Annotated in this window: 21 protein-coding genes and 1 rRNA gene; 8 read left to right on the forward strand and 14 right to left on the reverse strand. The window is 46.1% G+C overall.

Annotated features, from left to right (window positions below; all coding sequences use genetic code 11):
- Nucleotides 1-191, reverse strand: a 16S ribosomal RNA gene (locus tag L5L94_RS20125); the annotation flags it as partial.
- Nucleotides 192-764: 573 nt separating this feature from the next.
- Between L5L94_RS20125 and L5L94_RS20130 the strand changes: the two genes are divergently transcribed.
- Nucleotides 765-1,313 (forward strand): gamma carbonic anhydrase family protein, encoded by a 549-nt coding sequence (locus tag L5L94_RS20130; RefSeq protein WP_168827558.1) that lies wholly within the window; start codon nt 765-767, stop codon nt 1,311-1,313.
- Between the two features lie 120 nt (nt 1,314-1,433).
- Here L5L94_RS20130 and L5L94_RS20135 read toward each other — a convergent pair whose 3' ends face one another.
- Together L5L94_RS20135 and aroE are read right to left on the reverse strand one after the other, a co-directional pair.
- Nucleotides 1,434-1,709 (reverse strand): DUF1488 domain-containing protein, encoded by a 276-nt coding sequence (locus L5L94_RS20135; RefSeq protein WP_113941387.1) that lies wholly within the window; start codon nt 1,707-1,709, stop codon nt 1,434-1,436.
- Between the two features lie 5 nt (nt 1,710-1,714).
- Complete coding sequence (gene aroE, locus L5L94_RS20140) at nt 1,715-2,563, reverse strand: shikimate dehydrogenase (RefSeq protein WP_263164835.1); 849 nt, start codon at nt 2,561-2,563, stop codon at nt 1,715-1,717.
- A gap of 153 nt (nt 2,564-2,716) precedes the next feature.
- On the opposite strand from aroE, the gene L5L94_RS20145 reads away from it, so the two are divergent.
- A complete protein-coding gene (locus tag L5L94_RS20145; RefSeq protein WP_006083789.1) occupies nt 2,717-3,154 on the forward strand; it encodes a group II truncated hemoglobin in 438 nt (145 codons plus the stop codon).
- A gap of 34 nt (nt 3,155-3,188) precedes the next feature.
- On the opposite strand, the gene hemF is transcribed toward L5L94_RS20145, so the two are convergent.
- The 6 genes from hemF to L5L94_RS20175 all read right to left on the reverse strand — a co-directional run bounded on the left by hemF (nt 3,189) and on the right by L5L94_RS20175 (nt 8,226).
- A complete protein-coding gene (hemF, locus tag L5L94_RS20150; RefSeq protein WP_219252087.1) occupies nt 3,189-4,097 on the reverse strand; it encodes an oxygen-dependent coproporphyrinogen oxidase in 909 nt (302 codons plus the stop codon).
- Nucleotides 4,098-4,122: 25 nt separating this feature from the next.
- Nucleotides 4,123-4,689: an L-threonylcarbamoyladenylate synthase gene (locus L5L94_RS20155; RefSeq protein ID WP_105250832.1), complete on the reverse strand. Its 567-nt coding sequence runs from the start codon at nt 4,687-4,689 to the stop codon at nt 4,123-4,125.
- A 147-nt stretch (nt 4,690-4,836) separates the two neighbouring features.
- Nucleotides 4,837-5,400, reverse strand: a complete 564-nt coding sequence (locus L5L94_RS20160; RefSeq protein ID WP_173248520.1) for a type I DNA topoisomerase — start codon at nt 5,398-5,400, stop codon at nt 4,837-4,839.
- Nucleotides 5,401-5,519: 119 nt separating this feature from the next.
- Nucleotides 5,520-5,993 (reverse strand): DUF494 family protein, encoded by a 474-nt coding sequence (locus L5L94_RS20165; protein ID WP_006083793.1) that lies wholly within the window; start codon nt 5,991-5,993, stop codon nt 5,520-5,522.
- 2 nt (nt 5,994-5,995) lie between these two features.
- On the reverse strand, nt 5,996-7,012 hold the full coding sequence (dprA, locus tag L5L94_RS20170) for a DNA-processing protein DprA (protein ID WP_263164793.1): 1,017 nt from the start codon (nt 7,010-7,012) through the stop codon (nt 5,996-5,998).
- 83 nt (nt 7,013-7,095) lie between these two features.
- The gene (locus L5L94_RS20175) at nt 7,096-8,226 is read right to left on the reverse strand and encodes a LysM peptidoglycan-binding domain-containing protein (RefSeq protein WP_263164794.1); all 1,131 of its coding nucleotides are present in this window, start codon (nt 8,224-8,226) and stop codon (nt 7,096-7,098) included.
- A gap of 125 nt (nt 8,227-8,351) precedes the next feature.
- On the opposite strand from L5L94_RS20175, the gene def reads away from it, so the two are divergent.
- From def to L5L94_RS20200, 5 genes are read left to right on the forward strand one after another with little or no spacing between them, the layout of a single operon-like run.
- Nucleotides 8,352-8,864 carry a peptide deformylase gene (gene def, locus L5L94_RS20180; RefSeq protein ID WP_206766142.1) on the forward strand — a complete coding sequence of 171 codons (513 nt, stop codon included), beginning with the start codon at nt 8,352-8,354 and terminating at the stop codon, nt 8,862-8,864.
- Nucleotides 8,865-8,872: 8 nt separating this feature from the next.
- Complete coding sequence (gene fmt, locus L5L94_RS20185; RefSeq protein ID WP_263164796.1) at nt 8,873-9,829, forward strand: methionyl-tRNA formyltransferase; 957 nt, start codon at nt 8,873-8,875, stop codon at nt 9,827-9,829.
- A 2-nt stretch (nt 9,830-9,831) separates the two neighbouring features.
- Nucleotides 9,832-11,118, forward strand: a complete 1,287-nt coding sequence (gene rsmB / locus L5L94_RS20190) for a 16S rRNA (cytosine(967)-C(5))-methyltransferase RsmB (RefSeq protein ID WP_263164798.1) — start codon at nt 9,832-9,834, stop codon at nt 11,116-11,118.
- 15 nt (nt 11,119-11,133) lie between these two features.
- Nucleotides 11,134-12,543 carry a Trk system potassium transporter TrkA gene (gene trkA, locus L5L94_RS20195; RefSeq protein ID WP_263164800.1) on the forward strand — a complete coding sequence of 470 codons (1,410 nt, stop codon included), beginning with the start codon at nt 11,134-11,136 and terminating at the stop codon, nt 12,541-12,543.
- A gap of 20 nt (nt 12,544-12,563) precedes the next feature.
- Nucleotides 12,564-14,006 carry a TrkH family potassium uptake protein gene (locus L5L94_RS20200; RefSeq protein ID WP_113941395.1) on the forward strand — a complete coding sequence of 481 codons (1,443 nt, stop codon included), beginning with the start codon at nt 12,564-12,566 and terminating at the stop codon, nt 14,004-14,006.
- Nucleotides 14,007-14,060: 54 nt separating this feature from the next.
- Here the strand turns inward: L5L94_RS20200 and hemG (L5L94_RS20205) are convergent, their stop codons facing one another.
- Nucleotides 14,061-14,615, reverse strand: a complete 555-nt coding sequence (gene hemG / locus L5L94_RS20205) for a menaquinone-dependent protoporphyrinogen IX dehydrogenase (protein ID WP_105250824.1) — start codon at nt 14,613-14,615, stop codon at nt 14,061-14,063.
- A 199-nt stretch (nt 14,616-14,814) separates the two neighbouring features.
- On the opposite strand from hemG (L5L94_RS20205), the gene L5L94_RS20210 reads away from it, so the two are divergent.
- Nucleotides 14,815-15,123: an ArsR/SmtB family transcription factor gene (locus tag L5L94_RS20210; protein WP_105250823.1), complete on the forward strand. Its 309-nt coding sequence runs from the start codon at nt 14,815-14,817 to the stop codon at nt 15,121-15,123.
- Nucleotides 15,124-15,186: 63 nt separating this feature from the next.
- On the opposite strand, the gene hemG (L5L94_RS20215) is transcribed toward L5L94_RS20210, so the two are convergent.
- The 4 genes from hemG (L5L94_RS20215) to pepQ all read right to left on the reverse strand — a co-directional run bounded on the left by hemG (L5L94_RS20215) (nt 15,187) and on the right by pepQ (nt 19,213).
- On the reverse strand, nt 15,187-15,711 hold the full coding sequence (gene hemG, locus L5L94_RS20215) for a menaquinone-dependent protoporphyrinogen IX dehydrogenase (protein WP_263164802.1): 525 nt from the start codon (nt 15,709-15,711) through the stop codon (nt 15,187-15,189).
- A gap of 2 nt (nt 15,712-15,713) precedes the next feature.
- Nucleotides 15,714-17,171, reverse strand: coding sequence for a TrkH family potassium uptake protein (locus tag L5L94_RS20220; protein ID WP_105250821.1), 1,458 nt, complete (start codon nt 17,169-17,171; stop codon nt 15,714-15,716).
- Between the two features lie 77 nt (nt 17,172-17,248).
- Complete coding sequence (locus tag L5L94_RS20225; protein WP_263164804.1) at nt 17,249-17,863, reverse strand: YigZ family protein; 615 nt, start codon at nt 17,861-17,863, stop codon at nt 17,249-17,251.
- A 27-nt stretch (nt 17,864-17,890) separates the two neighbouring features.
- Nucleotides 17,891-19,213 carry a Xaa-Pro dipeptidase gene (pepQ, locus tag L5L94_RS20230; protein ID WP_131524504.1) on the reverse strand — a complete coding sequence of 441 codons (1,323 nt, stop codon included), beginning with the start codon at nt 19,211-19,213 and terminating at the stop codon, nt 17,891-17,893.
- Between the last annotated feature and the right edge of the window lie 324 nt (nt 19,214-19,537).

Raw genomic sequence — 19,537 nt, forward strand, 5'->3', positions numbered from 1 at the left:
CCGTAGGGCGTATGCGGTATTAGCAGTCGTTTCCAACTGTTATCCCCCTCGACTGGGCAGATCCCTAGGCATTACTCACCCGTCCGCCGCTCGCCACCTCAGGAGTAAACTCCCTTGTGCTGCCGCTCGACTTGCATGTGTTAGGCCTGCCGCCAGCGTTCAATCTGAGCCATGATCAAACTCTTCAATTAAAGTTTTGTTGCTTCCGTCTTACGACTTCAGCGGCTCAATGAATTCTGATTTTTTGTTTCTCGCACTCCCTATAAAAGAAGGGCTGAAACAAACTGTACATATTACTATGAACACTCATTGTTACATTGATTTAAATTTTTGACTGCCAACCCGAAGGCTAAGCAGTTTCGATTAACTCAACACCTGTGAGTGTCCACACAGATTTCTTGTTTTATCTTGTTAAAGAGCAACTCAACCTCATAAGAGAACTTGAGTACCACACTGAGCGCCGAACGCTTCCAGTTGGCTAGGGCTGCGTATTCTACGCATTTCCCGTTTCGCGTCAAGGAGTTTTTTCAACTTCTTGACGCGCTTGAATTAAGTGCTTAAAAGCGCCTCAATTCAACCTAATTCGTCAGCTGGCTTTCGCTGTCTGCCGTGTCAGTGGATGCGCATTATAGGGAGATTGAGAAAGTCCGCAACCCCTATTTTTAAGATAATTGTCATTTTCTCACTGTTCGTTGGATATTTGACCTGACCCGCTAGTTTTTAACCTTTATAATGCTAAAAACCACTCAATTAGGGACTTTTCTATGTCAGGGCCACTCAGAACTTACCAAGGTATTCATCCTCAATTAGGCAATAACGTATATGTAGATGAAGCTTCGGTGCTTGTTGGCGATATTGCGTTAGATACTGATGCCAGTATTTGGCCTATGGTGGCGGCGCGTGGTGATGTTAACCATATTCGTATTGGTAAACGCTCGAACGTACAAGACGGTAGCATATTGCATGTAACGCGTAAGTCAGCTGCTCGTCCCGATGGTCATCCACTGATTATTGGTGATGATGTGACTATTGGTCACAAGGCTATGCTTCACGGTTGCAAAGTCGGTAACCGAGTATTAGTAGGCATGGGTGCGATTATTCTCGACGGTGCGATTTTAGAAGATGATGTGATCTTAGGTGCGGGTTCTTTAGTGCCACCGGGCAAGGTATTACAGAGTGGCTATTTATATGTAGGCAGCCCAGTTAAGCAGGCTCGCCCATTAACGCCTGCCGAAATTGCCTTTTTGCCAGAATCTGCCGACAACTATGTTAGACTGAAAAACGAATACTTAGTTGAGTTGCAAAACATCTAGTCACTTGTCGTTAGTCGCTTAGTGTCACTATAGCTATATAATAAAGGCGGTAGAGACTCATTGAGTCTCTACCGCCTTTTGCTATTCGCTGATTCAGAAAACTATCTAAGTTCGATAAGTTTAGCCTAAGTGTACTGCCCCAAACTCATCAAACTCTTCAGCTTCAATTAAGTCTTCCGCCATTTCTTCGGCATCAAATCTCACCGCATCAAACAATGCCAGCATAGCAGCGGCTTCATTGGCACTCGGCTGTTCAGAGAAATCATTCAGCTCGGCTAACTTATTCACACTGATATAGCACTTAATGTTCATCCCCTGTGACTGCGCGATAAAGCAGACTCGCTTGTGGGCGTCGTCCCAATATTGCAGTTCGGGAAAAAGAATACTTTGATTCATGCTTCCTACTTAGGCTCGGCCATTAGTTTATCCCTCAAAAGATTTAATACCACTTGAGTGTCGGGCTCAATACCTCGCCATAGGGTAAAACTCTTAGCCGCTTGTCCGACTAACATGCCGAGCCCATCAATAACCTTAGCTGCACCTTGAGATAGCGCCCATTGGTTAAACGCGGTGACCGAGGCGCCATACATCATGTCATAACAAACAGTTTGGGTGGTGATGATATGCGCAGGCAAAGTTGGCAACTCGCCCGCAAGACTCGCCGAAGTTGAATTGATGATGACATCGAACTCGCCCACAAGCTCATTCATTTCTACGGCGGTGACTCTATTTGCGAAAGCACCGTTATCCACCGAAGTAAAGATATCGACCAGAAGCTGTGCCTTAGTGTGAGTGCGATTACTGATGATCAGCTGCGCAATTCCCGCATTTAATAACGGCAGAATACAACCGCGCGCCGCACCACCAGCACCAATAAGTAACACGCGCTTATCTTGCAGGCTGCCTAAGTTAGCGATGAGATCAGCCACCAGCCCTAAACCATCGGTGTTATCACCGCGAATAGTGCCATCGGCCAATAAACTTAAGGTGTTTACCGCGCCAGCAAGCTTGGCCTCTGGGCTGAGACTGTCACACAGCGCAAAAGCTTGCTCCTTAAAAGGCACTGTCACATTCGCGCCCTTGCCGCCCGCATTGAAAAACGCCGTCAGTGAGGCTTCAAAACCATCGACCGGAGCAAGAATGGCTTCATAGATTAATAACTCTTGGGTGGGCGCGGCAAATTGTCCATGAATGAACGGCGATTTACTGTGGCTAATTGGATTGCCAAACACTGCGTATCTGTCTGTCATAGCGATATTAAATTTTAGGTTCAATGGCTTTGCAGTCTACCGCGCTTTTGAGCCTAGGCAAGACGAATTATGTTCAACTAAATTTCACGTTGGGTTTCACGCTATAATGCGCCATCGGCTCAATACTCTCTATTTTAGTGAACGACTATTCCAATGAACTGGCTTAAAAAGATTTTTAGCAAACACACTCCACCGCAGGATGATCGCGATCCGAGCCAATCTAACGCCTATGACTTAATCGGCGGCGAAAAGGTGATCCGCGCTATCACTAAATGTTTTTATCAGAAGATGGCAAGTTCGGCAGAAACGACAACACTGCTTGCCATTCATAGGGCGCCCATTGCGGAGTCTGAGCAGAAGCTATTCGAATTTTTAAGTGGCTGGCTCGGCGGACCACAGCTCTACCAGCAAAAATATGGTCATCCCGCATTGCGAGCACGACACATGCATGTCGATATTGATGAGGCGATGCGCGATCAATGGCTGTTTTGTATGAAGTTTGCGATTGAAGAGAACATTAAAAAGCCAGAGCATCGAGCCGCCATTTTTGAGGCGATTTCAACTCTGGCCGATCATATGCGTAATCAATAAAGTGGATGCTCTATCCACTTTATAAGATTACTGGCTAAACCCAGTCGCGGGGTTTGAGGTAATTATCGTACAAATCTGCCTCTGGGCTTCCCGCCTCTGGTGTATAAGCATATTGCCAACGCACTAATGGCGGCATCGACATTAAGATAGACTCGGTACGTCCACCTGTCTGTAGGCCAAACAAAGTGCCTCTGTCGTAGACTAAGTTGAACTCAACATAACGACCACGACGATAGAGTTGGAACTCGCGCTCACGCTCACCAAATTTAGTCTCTTTACGACGCTCGACAATCGGCGCATAGGCCGTTAAGAAGCCATTACCTACAGCTTGCATAAAGCTAAAGCTTTGCTCGAATCCTTCTTGATTCAAGTCATCGAAAAACAATCCACCCACGCCGCGGGTTTCATTACGATGCGGTAGGAAGAAATACTCATCGCACCATTTCTTATACTTGGGATAAACCTCATCCCCGAAAGGCGCGCAAATATCCTTAGAAGTCTGGTGCCACTCGCGCACATCTTCCTCGAAAGGATAATAAGGCGTTAAATCAAAGCCACCGCCAAACCACCACACGGGATCGGCGCCCTCTTTTTGAGCAATAAAGAAACGCACATTGGCATGAGTCGTTGGGATATAAGGATTATTAGGATGAATAACTAAAGAAACGCCCATAGCTTCAAAACTACGACCCGCTAACTCAGGGCGATGCGCCGTAGCCGACGCAGGCATAGCTGCGCCAGTCACATGGGAAAAGTTAACCCCTGCTTGCTCGAACACAGCACCTTGGGTTAATACTCGGCTAGTACCACCACCACCTTCGGCGCGAGTCCATGAATCGGCGGCGAACGTGGCTTGGCCATCCAGCGCCTGTAAACCAGCACAAATTCGGTTTTGTAGATCGATTAAAAACGCTTTTACCACTGCAACATCAGGCACACTCATCTTGTTATCCTTATTATTGGTTTGCTCATTGTCCATTTCGTAAAATCTTGCCGCTTCGCGCATCGATAATGGTCGAGGGCTGACGTTGTTCGCCGAGTTCACCTAATACGAGTGCATCAATTTTACCTGTAAAATCTGCGAGAATTTCATCGGCAGTTAATGCTGGATCTTCACCCGCAAGGTTAGCGCTAGTCGACACTAAAGGTTTATTGAGCGCGCGGCACAGGGCTTGCACCCCAGTATGGGCTGATACTCGCACTGCAATAGAGTCAAATTCACCACAGAGGTATTTTGAAACCTGCGCTTTGATTGGCATTACAAAGGTAAAAGGCCCCGGCCACTTGGAAAATGCAAACTCGAGCTGCTCAGCCGTTAATTGCGATTCATCAACATAAGCTAAAAGCTGCTGAAAATCACTGGCGACTAAGATCAGTCCTTTTTGCCATGGGCGCTGTTTTACCGCCAATAACTTTTGGATAGCGGTGTCATTATCTGGGTCGCAACCTAGGCCATAAACCGCCTCGGTTGGATAAGCGATAACACCACCGTTAAGCACAATATCTTTTATGTCAGATGGGTGCAGCTGCAACATCTTAGGATCACCTTTTGAGTATTGTCGATTTCAACAATCAAATTATTGGATAAATTCGAATACTGACCGCCCCATCAGCGGTCAGCCGAGGATTATACGCAAGCCACTTTCATCGGCCAAATATTAAGATGCAGGTCACACAATAAACTAAAGTGGTCTTTTGTATTTACAGCTTTTTTGCGGGCATTCTAAACGCATCCCAGCCGCACCTTTACGCTCGACTAAGATCCCAAAACCACAACTCGGGCAAGCTTCAGCAACCGGAGGATAATTCACAATAAACTTACACTTAGGGTAAGCACTGCAGGCATAAAAACTCTTTCCGAAGCGACTCGTTCTGTGCTCAAGCTTACCCGCTTTGCATTCAGGGCAAGGAATTTCAGGCTTATCACTCGCTTGATCCTGTTTTTCAATATGCGTGCAGCTAGGATATTGAGTACACCCAATAAAGATCCCAAAGCGCCCTGACTTTACTGCCAGTTCGTGACCGCATTCAGGGCATACAGAACCTTCAATCACTTGAGTTTCAATAGATTCGTGCTGCACTAAGGGTCGAGTGTAATTACAGCTAGGGTAATTATTACAGCCAATAAAACCGCCGTGCTTACTGTGTTTAACCGATAACTCGCTGCCACATTCGGGACAAAGTTCGTATTCTTTTTCCAGTGCGTGTTCGTGGGCACTAAATAATTGTTCATCAATCTTAGACATAATCATTCACCACCTGTCGTAGCGCATTAGGATATCAAGCGCAGTGCCATCAAGGAATTTATGGCATCAAAAAAGGAGGTCTTAGCCTCCTTTCTCTCATAATTCATCTTTCACAACAATTAAGAATGCAGTCGGCCTTCGGGCTGTTCGAAGATTAAATCTTCCATTTGCTCATAAGCGGACTCATGGCCAGGAGCATTAAACAGTACCATTAAGATAACCCATTTGAGATCTTCTAAAATCAGGGTTGGTTCATCCAACTCCATAACTCTATCGATCACCATTTCACGGGTTTCGACATTCAGCACTTTAACTTGCTCTAAAAACAACAAGAAACCGCGGGATTCTACATCCAGCTTGTCCATTTCGTCCTTCGTATAGATACGAAACGAATGCTGATCGTGATTACAAAGATAAGGTTTATCCCCTTCTTGTAATTCAGCTAAGCGCTCTAACCAAGTTAACGCTTTTAAAATCTCGGATTGATGAAATCCGGCACGAGTGAGTTCCTTGGTTAACTCGTCTTCATCAACTAGTAGTTCAACTTCACTGTGAACATAGTTTTCAAATAGATACATGAGGATATCAAACATGGCTAGCTCCTCTTTACTCTGACGTAACCACCGGGTACTGCTATTACCCAACCTTGCAACTCAAGTTCAAGCATTTGTTCTAACACCAGATCTATCGTTTTTCCACTATGTTCAACGACTGCATCAATTGATGTAGTTTCATAACCTACACTAGCTAACAGAGACGAAAATGGCAAATTACAAATCTCGCCTTGCTGTATATGGTGGCATAACTTCAATTCTTCAAGGTGGAAAGCGGTTAAACTTGCCAACTCTTCCACTATATCGGCAGCGGTTTCCACAAGCTTTGCTCCATCACGTAATAAATCATGACAGCCTTGATGGTAACCACCTAAGATTGAGCCCGGAACGGCAAACACCTCACGCCCTTGTTCCATCGCCAACCTAGCAGTGATTAAAGAGCCGCTTTTGCGACAGGCTTCAACCACAAGTGTCCCTAAAGATAGACCGCTAATAATGCGATTTCGTTTCGGAAAATTACCCGCAAAGGGACCAGTATCGGGCCAAAACTCGCTAAGTATACAGCCTTGCTGCTGAATATCATGATAAAGCTGTCGATGTTTTCGTGGATAAATGATCTCTATGCCCGTTCCTAGTACGGCAATAGTGCGCCCTTGATGGTCAACACAGGCTTTATGGGCCGCCCCATCAATCCCCATCGCCATACCACTACAGATACCAAATCCCATTGAGGACATCTCAGCAGCCAGTTGATAAGCGACCTGCAATCCGCCAGGAGAAGCATTACGACTGCCAACAATCGCAAGATAAGGAAGGGCTAACGCCTCTAAGCAACCTTTAACGAACAGGACGGCGGGCGGATCTGAGAGTTGTTTTAATAATGGGGGATAAAGCGGATCAGAGAAACAAAGCAGATGATGATCGGCGGCTTGCTGTTGCCATTCGAGGGCGACATCCACTTTTTGATAATCAATAACAAGGCTATAGAGCAGATGATCAGATAGAGGTAGCGCTTGTCTCTCATGCTCTAACCTTTGTCTGAGGTCGTCCACTTCCATGTGCGTTAATAATTGTTGGATCCGAGCGGGTCCTAGCCCAGATACAGCACAAACAACTAACCAATCGACCAAATTTTCAGAGATTATAGACCTCTTAAGGCTAAAGATTCTGGGGCGATTAACTTATCGTCGACACGAACAGGCCGCTCGGTGGAGACAATCAAACCTAAGCTCGCCTTATCAAACACTTTAAACACTAACAACTTACCATGATAAACATCCGGCATCTTAACTGCACGATCCGAAGAGACTGACGCCATTAGGTTATCATAGGCAGTACGTTCAATTGCAGGAACCGGCATACCATCATTGTTGATAACAATAACCTCACCATCACGGTAAATAGAAAATACCACCCCAGGCTCGACGCCATCCTGAGTACCTTTATCTAAGTACACGACATTCAACTTACCCGCTTCACGCAAATTTGATTCTGTCGCTAACACTAAAGCCGGTATCTTTAATTCCGCAGGTTTAGGAGTAAAGTAAGCTGACATCAAGGAATCACTTTCCATCGGCAATACTCTGAAGCCCGCTTTGGTTTCGCGAAAGCTCGTTAGCAACTTAATTTTTGAAACCTTACCAGACTCAATCACTTGCCCAGTAGACGACAAAATGGCTTCTTGTCCTAACGCTTCGCCTGACTCTTTATTGAAAAACTCGCGACCACGTTCGTAAATACCATATTTTTGGTTTATTGGCAGTTCAGCATCAATATAAATCACATCCCCCACAATATGGTGACGCGATGGACTTTCACCTGCCAGCACCATAGGTTGCTCAGTAAGCCAGTGAGTCTCAACGACCCGATTCTGCACTAAATATTGTTCAATCAAGGCTAAATCAACGGCTGGAATAGCATTACTCTTAGCAATGACACGTCCCTCGGGACTCTTTCTTACATGGGGTTTAGCACTATCGACAGTGGCACCATTACGCACAAGGCGGGGCTGACCATCAATAAATACTAGAGTGAGTTGATCGCCAGGGTAAATAAGGTGGGGGTTAGCAATCTGTGGGTTTACATCCCAAAGACTCGGCCATTTCCATGGGTCATTCAGAAACGCGGCGGAGATATCCCAAAGAGTATCGCCCTTTTTCACTACATATGACTCAGGATGCCCCGCCTTAAGCGTCAGGGTATCTGCGGCAACAAGCGTGCAATTGAATGTCATTAACGCGAGTAAAATTAACCGTTTCATGGGTATTTCCATGTTGTTTAACTCTTAGTTTGAGCTTTTACTGTTATTGGTAGGCACTAAAGATTAAAATTAACTCATTAGCATCAGTCAGTATAACTAACTGGCAGAGATTTGACAGACTTGTTAAGAGTTTATGTATGACACTATTAAAAGTATTACAATTCCCTGACGAAAGATTACGAACACAAGCCACACCCATCACAGAGTTTAATGCCGAGCTGCAGACTCAAATTGATGATATGTTCGAAACCATGTACCAAGAAAAAGGTATCGGTCTGGCCGCGACCCAAGTTGATTACCATAAACAACTTATTGTCATGGACTTACAGGATGAAGTCGAACGACCAAAAGTGTTTATCAACCCTGAAATTATCGCCAGTAGCGGTGACTTCTGCAATGAAGAAGGTTGCCTGTCGGTTCCGGGGATTTACGCCAAAGTCGATCGCGCCGAATTTGTCACGGTAAAAGCCTTAGACAGGCACGGTAACGAATTTATAGTTGAGGCCGATGAGCTATTTGCCATTTGTATTCAACACGAGATGGATCACCTCAAAGGCAAATTGTTTGTCGATTATTTGTCGCCGCTAAAACGTCAGCGGATCAAACAAAAACTTGAAAAAGCGGCCCGATTGGACGCCAAAGAAGCATAGGATCAGATTTGAAACCACTCAACATCATCTTTGCCGGAACACCGGATTTTGCCGCTCGCCACTTACAAGCACTGTTGAACTCACACCACAATGTGATTGGCGTTTACACTCAGCCCGATAGACCCGCTGGCCGCGGCAAGAAACTGACCGCCAGCCCAGTAAAAGAACTCGCTATCGCCAATAGTATTCCAGTGTTTCAACCCGGCTCATTACGTAAAGAACCCGCGCAACAAGAACTTGCCGCACTCAACGCCGATATCATGGTGGTCGTCGCCTACGGCCTGATCTTGCCAAAAGTCGTATTAGATACACCGCGTTTAGGTTGTATTAACGTTCATGGTTCTATTTTGCCACGCTGGCGCGGTGCCGCACCGATCCAACGCGCACTTTGGGCCGGCGACAAAGAAACTGGCGTAACCGTTATGCAGATGGATGTGGGTTTAGATACTGGTGACATGCTGCTTAAAACCTATCTGCCAATCGAAGATAACGACACGTCAGCCAGCCTTTATGAGAAACTGGCAGAACAAGGTCCCGTTGCCCTATTGCAAGCACTTGAAGGTTTGGAAAATGGCACCTTAGCCGCTGAAAAACAAGATGAAGCCTTAGCGAACTACGCAGAAAAACTCAGCAAAGAAGAAGCCAGACTCGACTGGAATAAATCCGCTAAACAGTTATGGCAAGAAGTCCGCGCCTTTAATCCTTGGCCTGTGAGTTACTTTGAGCACCAAGGTAACACTATTAAAGTGTGGCAAACCCAAGTCAGCGAAACCACCAGCACAGCTGCTCCAGGCACTATTATCAGCGCCAGCAAAAAAGGCATAGACGTTGCCACCGCTGATGGTGTGTTAACCCTGCGGAGTATGCAGCTTCCGGGGAAAAAACCACTCAATGTTGCCGATATTCTCAATGCTCGAAGTGAATGGTTTAGCCCGAATACTCGCCTCGCAAACGAGGCACAATAATCATGAACTTGCGCGCGCTTGCTGCGAAAGCCATCTTCGAAGTATTAGAAAAAGGCGTGTCACTGTCAGTGGCATTGCCAGATCAACAAAAGCATCTTGCCAGCGGCAAAGATAAAGCCCTACTTGCCGAGATCTGCTACGGCGTGATGCGCACTCTGCCGCAAATAGAAAAACGCATCAGTCAATGCCTAGAGAAACCACTTAAAGGCAAACAAAGGATTATCCACCAGCTACTGATCGTAGGTTGCTATCAACTGTACTTCACTCGTATTCCAAGCCACGCCGCAATTTCAGAAACTGCCGAAGCCTGTCGCCAATTAAAATTTGAAGGCATGGTCAAAGTGGTTAATGGTGTACTGCGCAATATTCAGCGCCAGCTATCGCCGCTAAGCACAGAATCAGATACCTTAAGCTATAACACACCCGCTTGGTTAATTAAGCGCTTAAAAGAAGCCTATCCCGAGCAGTGGCAAGACATCATTCAACAAAGCCATGAACGCCCGCCCATGTGGCTGCGTAACAATCGCTTATCCCAGAGCCGTGCCGAATACCTTGCTGCCCTAGCCGAAATCGACATTGAAGCGAGCGAAGGCAGCAGTGCCGATGCCATTCTCCTAGCGCATCCAAAGGATGTCGCCACTCTGCCACGCTTTCATGAAGGTGCTGCATCAGTGCAAGATGGCGCGGCACAATGGGCGGCGACCTTACTTGCCCCGCAAGCGAATGAATTAATACTCGATGCCTGCGCGGCACCCGGTGGCAAAAGTTGTCACTTACTCGAACTTGAGCCGAGTATCAAATTAGTCGCTGTTGATTTTGATGCTAAACGCCTTGAACGTGTGCAACAGAACCTTGACCGCTTATCATTAAAAGCGGAGCTTATCCATGGTGATGCGGCCAACATAGACTCATGGTGGCAAGGCGGACAATTTGATCGTATCTTACTGGACGCGCCATGCTCGGCCACGGGAGTGATCCGCCGCCATCCCGATATTAAATGGTTACGCAAAAACCATGACATCGAAGAACTGGCTGAACTACAACAGCAAATTCTCGATCATTGCTGGAAGTGGCTCAAACCCGGTGGCACGCTTCTTTATGCTACTTGCTCGATTTTACCGCAGGAAAACCGCGACCAGATCAGTGCGTTTTTAGAGAGAACGGCAGATGCTAAGCTAGACACACTCTCCCAGCAAAATTCGCCACAGGATATAGGTTGGCAAATCACGCCAGGACAAGACAATATGGATGGGTTCTATTACGCCCGTTTATTAAAAGCGACCGATTAGGAAATAAGCAAGGCCATGAAAATTATCATATTAGGTGCGGGTCAAGTCGGGGGAACCTTGGCCGAGAATTTGGTAGGTGAGAATAATGACATCACCATAGTCGATCATGACAAATCCAGACTACGCGCCCTGCAAGATAAATATGACCTTCGCGTTGTGGCGGGCCATGCAGCCCACCCTGATGTGCTCAGAGAAGCGGGCGCAGAAGATGCCGACATGCTGATCGCGGTAACCAATAGCGATGAATGCAACATGGCCGCCTGTCAGATTGCTTACACCCTTTTCGGCACGCCAACAAAAATTGCCCGTATTCGTTCAGAACCTTATCTGGCGATGCGCGATAAACTCTTTATCGACAGTGAAACCAAAAATAGCGACGGTCGCCCCCGCGGCGGCTTCGTGATCGATGAATTAATCGCCCCTGAACAGTTAGTGACCGCTTACATCCAGCGACTCGTAGAATATCCAGGCGCATTGCAAGTACTTGAATTTGCTGAAGGCCGGTTGAGCCTAGTGGCTGTTCGAGCCTATTACGGCGGCCCTCTGGTGGGGAATGCATTAGCGGCACTTCGCGAACACATGCCCAATATTGATACCCGGGTCGCGGCGATCTTCCGCCAAGGCCGCGCTATTATGCCTCGCGGAACGACCATTATCGAAGCCGATGATGAAGTCTTCTTCGTTGCAGACAGTCGCCATATTCGCGCTGTCATGAGCGAAATGCAAAAGCTCGATAACTCCTACCGCAACATTATGATCGCCGGTGGCGGTAACATAGGCCTAGGCTTAGCAAAACGCCTTGAGCGCACCCACTCGGTCAAACTGATTGAGCATAAATTAGAACGTGCAGAAGCCTTATCGGAGCAGCTGGAAAATACCACAGTGTTCTGCGGTGATGCCTCAGATCAAGAATTACTGCTCGAAGAACACATAGACCAAACCGACGTATTTATTGCGGTCACCAATGACGACGAAGCCAATATTATGTCCGCCCTGCTAGCAAAACGTATGGGCGCGAAAAAGGTCATGGTGCTTATTCAACGCGAAGCCTATGTGGATATAGTGCAAGAAGCCAACATCGATATTGCTATCTCACCACAACAAGCGACGATTTCGGCACTATTAACTCATATTCGTCAGGGTGATATCTGTAACGTTTACTCTCTACGTCGTGGGGCGGCCGAGGCAATTGAAGCCATTGCCCACGGAGATGCCAGTACTTCTAAAGTCGTTGGCAAAGCCATTGGTGATATTAAGTTGCCACCGGGGACAACGATTGGTGCCATTGTCCGCAATGATGAAGTGCTGATGGCCCACGACAAAACCGTGATAGAGCAAGGGGATCACGTGATCTTGTTCTTAGTGAATAAAAAGTTTGTCGGCGAAGTCGAGAAGCTTTTCCAACCAAGTGCTTTCTTCTTCTAAGAACCTTAGTAAGCCAACTTATGCTGAACTTTAGACCGCTATTGTTTATTTTAGGGCTGTTTTTGTCCATGCTGACAGCTTTCATGCTGATCCCACTGCTCCTCGCCGCATACAAAGGTGAGGAAACTGTGGGCTCTTTTATGGTGTCGGCATTAGTCACAGGCATTAGCTCAAGCCTGTGTTTACACAATGGCCAAAGCAAAAGCATTAACCTCAATATCCGCGATATGTTCCTGCTAACCAGCCTAACGTGGTTGATCGTAAGCCTATTCGCGGCCATGCCATTTACCCTTTATCACGGTATTGGTTATACCGACGCCTTCTTTGAAACCATGTCCGGCATCACGACCACAGGTTCTACTGTACTCTCAGGGTTGGATACTATGGATCACAGTATCTTAATCTGGCGCTCTTTATTGCAATGGCTAGGTGGGATTGGTTTTATCGTAATGGCGGTGGCGATTCTACCCTTCTTAAACGTCGGCGGGATGCGGCTATTCCGCACTGAATCATCCGATTGGAGCGATAAAGCAGTACCTCGCACCCAAAGTATGGCTAAGTATTTATTTTTTATATATATTTTACTAACGAGTATCTGCTGTGTTGCCTATCATCTGGCGGGAATGACTTGGTTTCAGGCCATCAATCATGCAATGACCACCCTCTCGACTGGTGGCTACTCGACCTCAGATAGCTCAATGGCGGCGTTCTCCAACTCTGCACACTGGGTTGGGATTTTCTTTATGGCAGCAGGTGGTTTGCCACTTCTCATGTTTGTACAAACCATACAGCAAAGGGATCTACGGATTTGGAACGATGCTCAGGTCAAAGGCTTCTTATTTTTCCTCACCTTTGTATCTTGTTCTATTGGCTTCTGGCTGTGGCAAACCCGCGACATTGAGCTTCTAGATGCACTGCGTTTATCCAGCTTTAACGTGGTATCGGTAGTCACCACTACAGGTTATGGCTTAACGGACTACGGTGCTTGGGGCGCCTTTGCCAATATCGCCTTCCTGTTTTTAATGTTTGTCGGTAGTTGCTCTGGCTCCACTTCGGGCGGGATTAAGATCTTCCGTTTTCAAATTGCTGGGGCCATTATGCGCGAGCAATTGAAACAGCAATGTCATCCAAACGGTATCTTTAGGGAACGTTACAACAACCGCATCATCAGTGATGATATCGTGCGCTCTCTGATCACTTTCGTACTGCTGTTTGTGATGGTGATTGTAGGCTTGTCAGTGATTTTAGTGCTCACGGGTCTCGATCCTATGACCAGTTTCACGGGCGCGATTACGGCAGTCACTAACGTTGGCCCTGGTTTAGGCCCGATTATTGGCCCTGTAGGTAACTTCTCAACGCTACCCGATGTCGCTAAATGGGCGTTGTCACTCGGCATGCTCCTCGGTCGTTTAGAAATCTTAACCGTGGCGGTGTTGTTCCACCCGAGTTTCTGGAAGTACTAATTCAGTAGAGATTGAATACTAAAAAGGCGCTTAACTTGTTAAGCGCCTTTTTTATTAAGCAGTTGCAGTAACGTCAGCTAATTCCAACAGATGATCAGCATAGACTTTCACATCTGCCCAGTCGGTATAATCGATAACTGACTTAGGATCAGTTGGGCCTTTAGTCATCTTCATAATCAACTGAATCGCCAATCTGTCATACCAAGGCCATGAAGGATAATCCACTTTGCCCGCAATAATTTTAAGATCAGCAGGCGTCCATGGAGATAACGCAATGAACTTTTGCAGATATTTATTATTTGCAGGGATACGTTTTTCAGGATTTCTCGCCACAACATTGACGCAGAAAAAACTGTTTGGCAATGCGCCCAGAGCCTGTGCATGCTGCTCAATAAATTGAAATACGCTCTTATCATAGGTGCCATAAAGCACGCAGGCACCTAAGGCAACGACATCATAATCAGGCCAATTAATACAAGTCGCAGCAGCACTGTTGATATCGATGAGGTCAACCTTAGCGTCACGAAATCTTAATTGCTCGGCAATTGCACTGGCAATCTTGGCCGTATGGCCACCACGGGTAAAATAAAGTACGAGGACGCGTGTCATAGGCAATTTCCGATCCACTGAGTAATACCACCATTGTGGCAAGGTTACGTTAAATAAACCTCTGATAGGATCACAAATCAGTCGTATCTCATATTCTGAGATGCAAAAATTGAGATCTGCATTGCCGAGCAGTATGATTGCGTAAACACATGTGTTCAATTAGAATTATCTAATCAAAAGCGATAAAGTGAGTGACCTTATGCAAAATGATATAGATGTAGATGCAATGGTAACTAATGCGGAAAGTGCGGCTAAATGGCTCAAGGCCATAGCGAACCCTTATCGCCTAATGATTTTATGTCTATTACTAGACAAAGAGTTGAGCGTAACCGAGCTCAACGCCACAGTGCCATTAAGCCAGTCGGCCCTATCCCAGCATTTAGCCGTATTACGCGCAGAAGATCTCGTGGATACCCGTAAGAGCTCGCAGATTGTTTACTATAAACTCAAGAACGAGCAAGTCACCCAAGTGATTTCAATTCTGCATAGCCGCTACTGCGCGGCCTAACACTGCAAAATTAGCCTAAATTTAAGCCCTAACCTCTTGCAAGTGATTAGGGCTTAATGGTTTTTAATGTTGGCTAAAACGGTGACCGAAGGCATCGACTTTTACCCAATCGGTAAACTCAAAAGTGCCAGTGATATCCGTTGGCCCTTTAGTCAACCACATGATAAAACGTATCATGGTCCGGTCGAAGAAACCGTATTTAGGGTAATCAATCTTGCCCGCAAACACTTCTAACAGCTGGGGTTGCCACAGTGAAAGCTTGAGAAACTTTTGCATATAAGGATTGGTTTCAGGCGTATTTTTTAAGGGTTTGCGCGCCACTACGTTAACGGTAAAAAAACCATTAATCTTAGTATCTAGCACAGCATGGTGGCGATTCACATACTGATAAAGCTCTGGTCTATGCTTACCATAGCGAATACTGGCACCAATCAGCACTTTATCAAAATCCACTAAGCTCAACGCTTCCGCCTGCTCTAATGTGGCGAGCGAAACCTGCTCTCCCGCCTGTTCAGAAATCGACTTCATTTTTTGGCAAATTGCCAATGTTTGGCCATCTATCGTCGAATAGATTATTAACGTCTGCATGATTAATTCTTCCAAAAAGTTGGCGTAAACAAAATCAGTAAGGTAAATACTTCGAGGCGACCAAACAGCATAGCCACGACCAATACCCACTTGGCTCCATCACCAATACTGGCATAATTGCTCGCTACCTCACCTAAACCTGGGCCTAAGTTGTTTAAGCATGCCGCCGTAGCACTAAAAGCCGTAATATCATCTAATCCCATCGCCATGAGTGCAAGCATACAAATCACAAACACCAGCGCATAGGCAGAAAAGAATCCCCAAACAGCATCAACCACACGGTCGGGTAAGGCTTTAGAGCCAATCCTAATCGAAAACATTGCCTTAGGGTGAACAAGTCGTTTCAATTCACGTGAACCCTGTAGCAGCAGTAAAATTACTCGAATGACCTTAATCCCACCCGCAGTTGAGCCACCACAACCACCGATAAAACTCGAAAACATTAATAGTATGGGTAAAAATAATGGCCACAGATGGAAGCTATCAGTGCCAAATCCAGCCGTAGTGGCAACTGAGACAGCCTGAAATAAAGCATGATCTAAGGTTTCTTCTGGCGAATCATAAATACCAGAACGATAAAGCGTGAAGAAACAAATCGCTGTGAGAATAAGTTGAATCGCCACCAGCATCTTAAATTCAGCATCTTTAAAATAGACTCTAACGTTAATCCCACGTCGTGAGAATGCCGCAAAATGCACGCTAAAGTTAACCGCAGAAACAATTAAAAAGAACACACAAATAAGATTAATAGTAGGACTATCGAAATAGCCCATACTGGCATCGTGGGTCGAAAAACCTCCGATGGCTATGGTCGAAAATGAATGACAAATGGCGTCAAAAATACTCATGCCCGCCCACCAATAAGCCGTCGCGCAGGAAATCGTTAGCAGTAAATAGATATACCACAGTGCTTTAGCGGTTTCGGCTATCCGCGGGGTCATCTTACTGTCTTTCACTGGCCCCGGAATTTCTGCGCGATAAAGCTGCATTCCTCCCACTCCGAGCACAGGTAAAATAGCCACAGCGAGCACAATAATCCCCATGCCGCCAAGCCATTGCAGCATATGGCGGTAAAACAAAATGGCCTTAGGTAAAAAATCGAGCCCGACAATGACAGTGGCTCCGGTGGTGGTTAACGCAGAAAAAGATTCAAAGAAGCTGTCTGTCCAGCTTAAGTCTGGCTGACTCGAAAAGATAAACGGCAAGGCACCAATAGAACCCAGTACAGTCCAGAACAGCACGACAATCAGGAAGCCCTCTCGCGTACGCAATTCTTCTTTGCAGTGGCGGTTCGGATACCAGAGCCAAAAACCAATAAATAGGCTAACAAAAAATGCCTGCATAAACGCCGTGCCGCCGCCATCGTTATACCAAACAGCGATCAGTGCTGGTGGCAGCATAGTGATTGAAAATAAACCAATCAGCAGGCCTATGATTCTAATTATGGTTTTATATTGCATTACGCGAGTTCAATTATTCCATTGGCTGTAAAGGTATTTTCAGCATTTGGGCTATTTTGGCATAATTTACGCAGGCATCACAGATCAAACTCGGGCCTCAAACTTCCTTGACTCAGTGTCGCCAGCGACTCACAAAGCCATACCTGTTGCTCTCGCCCTATCTCAAACACAATATCGACCGCTGCGGCAAATTGCTTATCGATGATCACGGCATCCACTTGCTGTAATAGATGCTCGACATCGCGCAGCTGCGCATAATCACAATGCAACTTGGCGGGATACCGTAACTGTTTGAGTCGCGTCGGTAATTGAATCAAGCCTTGCCTTAAGCCCGACGTATAAGCCCGAACGAGTCCACCTACGCCTAACTTAGTACCGCCATAGTAACGCACGACAACGGCGCCAACTTCGCCAATATGTGCCCCTTGCAACACAGCTAACATAGGGCGACCTGCACTGCCAGCAGGCTCACCGTCATCACTCGAACCAATCAAGACGCTATCATCCGGTGCGCCAGCAACAAAAGCTGAGCAATAGTGGCTTGCGCCGGGATAGTCACGCTTGATGTCAGTAAGTACTAACTTTAATTTATCGACACTATCGCAATGAAAGAGAAAAGAGATAAAGCGACTATGCTTTATCTCTTCTTCAATGACGATTTCATCACAGGGAACGTTATAACTTTCGAGCACGAATTCGCCCTAATCTATTTTCAAACATCAATCGGCTAAGCCGAGCTCACGGGTCATATTCTCGTTTCTATCTTGATGCACTATGACGTTATCTTCGATACGAATACCGCCAAAAGGCCTTAACTCATCAATCGTTTGCCAGTTAATCTGTTGGCCACGACTATCTTGTTTAAGCTCATTGAGCAAAGTATCTATGATGTATAATCCAGGTTCCATGGTCAGCACTTGGTTTGGCGCTAAAATGCGGGTGCAACGTAGGAATGGATGGGCCTCGGGTGCCGCGATATGGGTACCGCGCTCATCGTGGGAGAAGCCACCCACATCATGTACTTGTAAACCTAACATGTGGCCTAAACCATGGGGGAAGAAAGCACTGGTAATGCCTTGATCAACCAAACCTTGGGCATCACCCGTGGCTAAATCAAAATCCAATAGCATTTGCGCGACTTTAGCGTGAGTCGCTAAGTGTAAATCAGGATAACGAACGCCAGGGCGCATCATGTCGATAAGCTCCAGCTGCGCCTTATTCATCGCAGCGATCAACTCATCGAAACGATTCTTCTCAAATGCATAGGTTCTAGTGATATCAGACGCATAGCCAAAGTAACTCGCGCCCGCATCAATAAGAAAAGACAAACGTTTCGCAGGGCTTTGATGCTCAAGCGCGGTGTAATGCAAAATCGCCGCATTTTGATTAAGAGCGATAATATTGCCGTAGGGCACTTCATTTTCGCTCTGGCCCACGGCAGATAAATAATGCTGTTGGATCTCGAACTCACTCGCACCGTTATAAAACGCATTTTTAGCAGCCAAATGTCCCTGCACCGCAATTTGGTTGGCGCGGCGCATACATTCCAGCTCATATTCAGTTTTAGTGGTTCTGTGGTAATGCAAATAGCTCATCACAGCATCAGGATTGCGACTGGTAAAACCCAGCACTTCGGCTACATCTAAATGCTCGCCCAAATAAGCCCAATTAACAGTGTCTTTGGGCAACAGTTCAGCGACCTTATCGGCCTTAGTTAACAGCTTAATATCAAAATGCTCGGTCCAGAACATATCCGGCACATCGGATACTTTGTGCCAAAAATCCACAGGACGATAAAAAATCAGCTGCGGCTTATCGCGACCATTGACGACTAACCAGCAATTCGGATTATCCAACACTGGCAACCATGCCTTGAAGTGCGGGTTTGCTTTAAAGGGATAATTGATATCATCCAAAAACATCCGATGCGGCTGACCCGAATGGATCACTAAACCAGACAAGGCTTCTCGAGACAAAATCTCTGCGACTCGGCGGTTTAACTCGGCAATATGGGCACGATAGTGATGAGCCAACTGATCCATTTGTCATCTCCTGCAATGAATAAAAGTTAATATTATGAGCCAAATTTGCCCACATAATCTTAATCTGATCATGAACAACAGATTCAACAGTCACTCAATCTAAAATACATGGCTGCTGAATAAAGAACATTAAAGCGATAACATCATGATTATTTTTAATAATTCTATTCAACCCTAGCATGGCTACAGCGTTTAAACGTCTAAGGAAAACAGCCACAAAGACCTATTTATCCGCAAAGTGATTTAACGCACTCTAGGCGTTCTACACTCTGTGCAGTGTATCACAAAGGTGAAAAATCACTCTAGCCGACAAGAAATTAAACA

It is taken from the genome of Shewanella sp. SM21 (assembly GCF_025654335.1).
Taxonomy (GTDB): Bacteria; Pseudomonadota; Gammaproteobacteria; order Enterobacterales; family Shewanellaceae; genus Shewanella; species Shewanella oncorhynchi.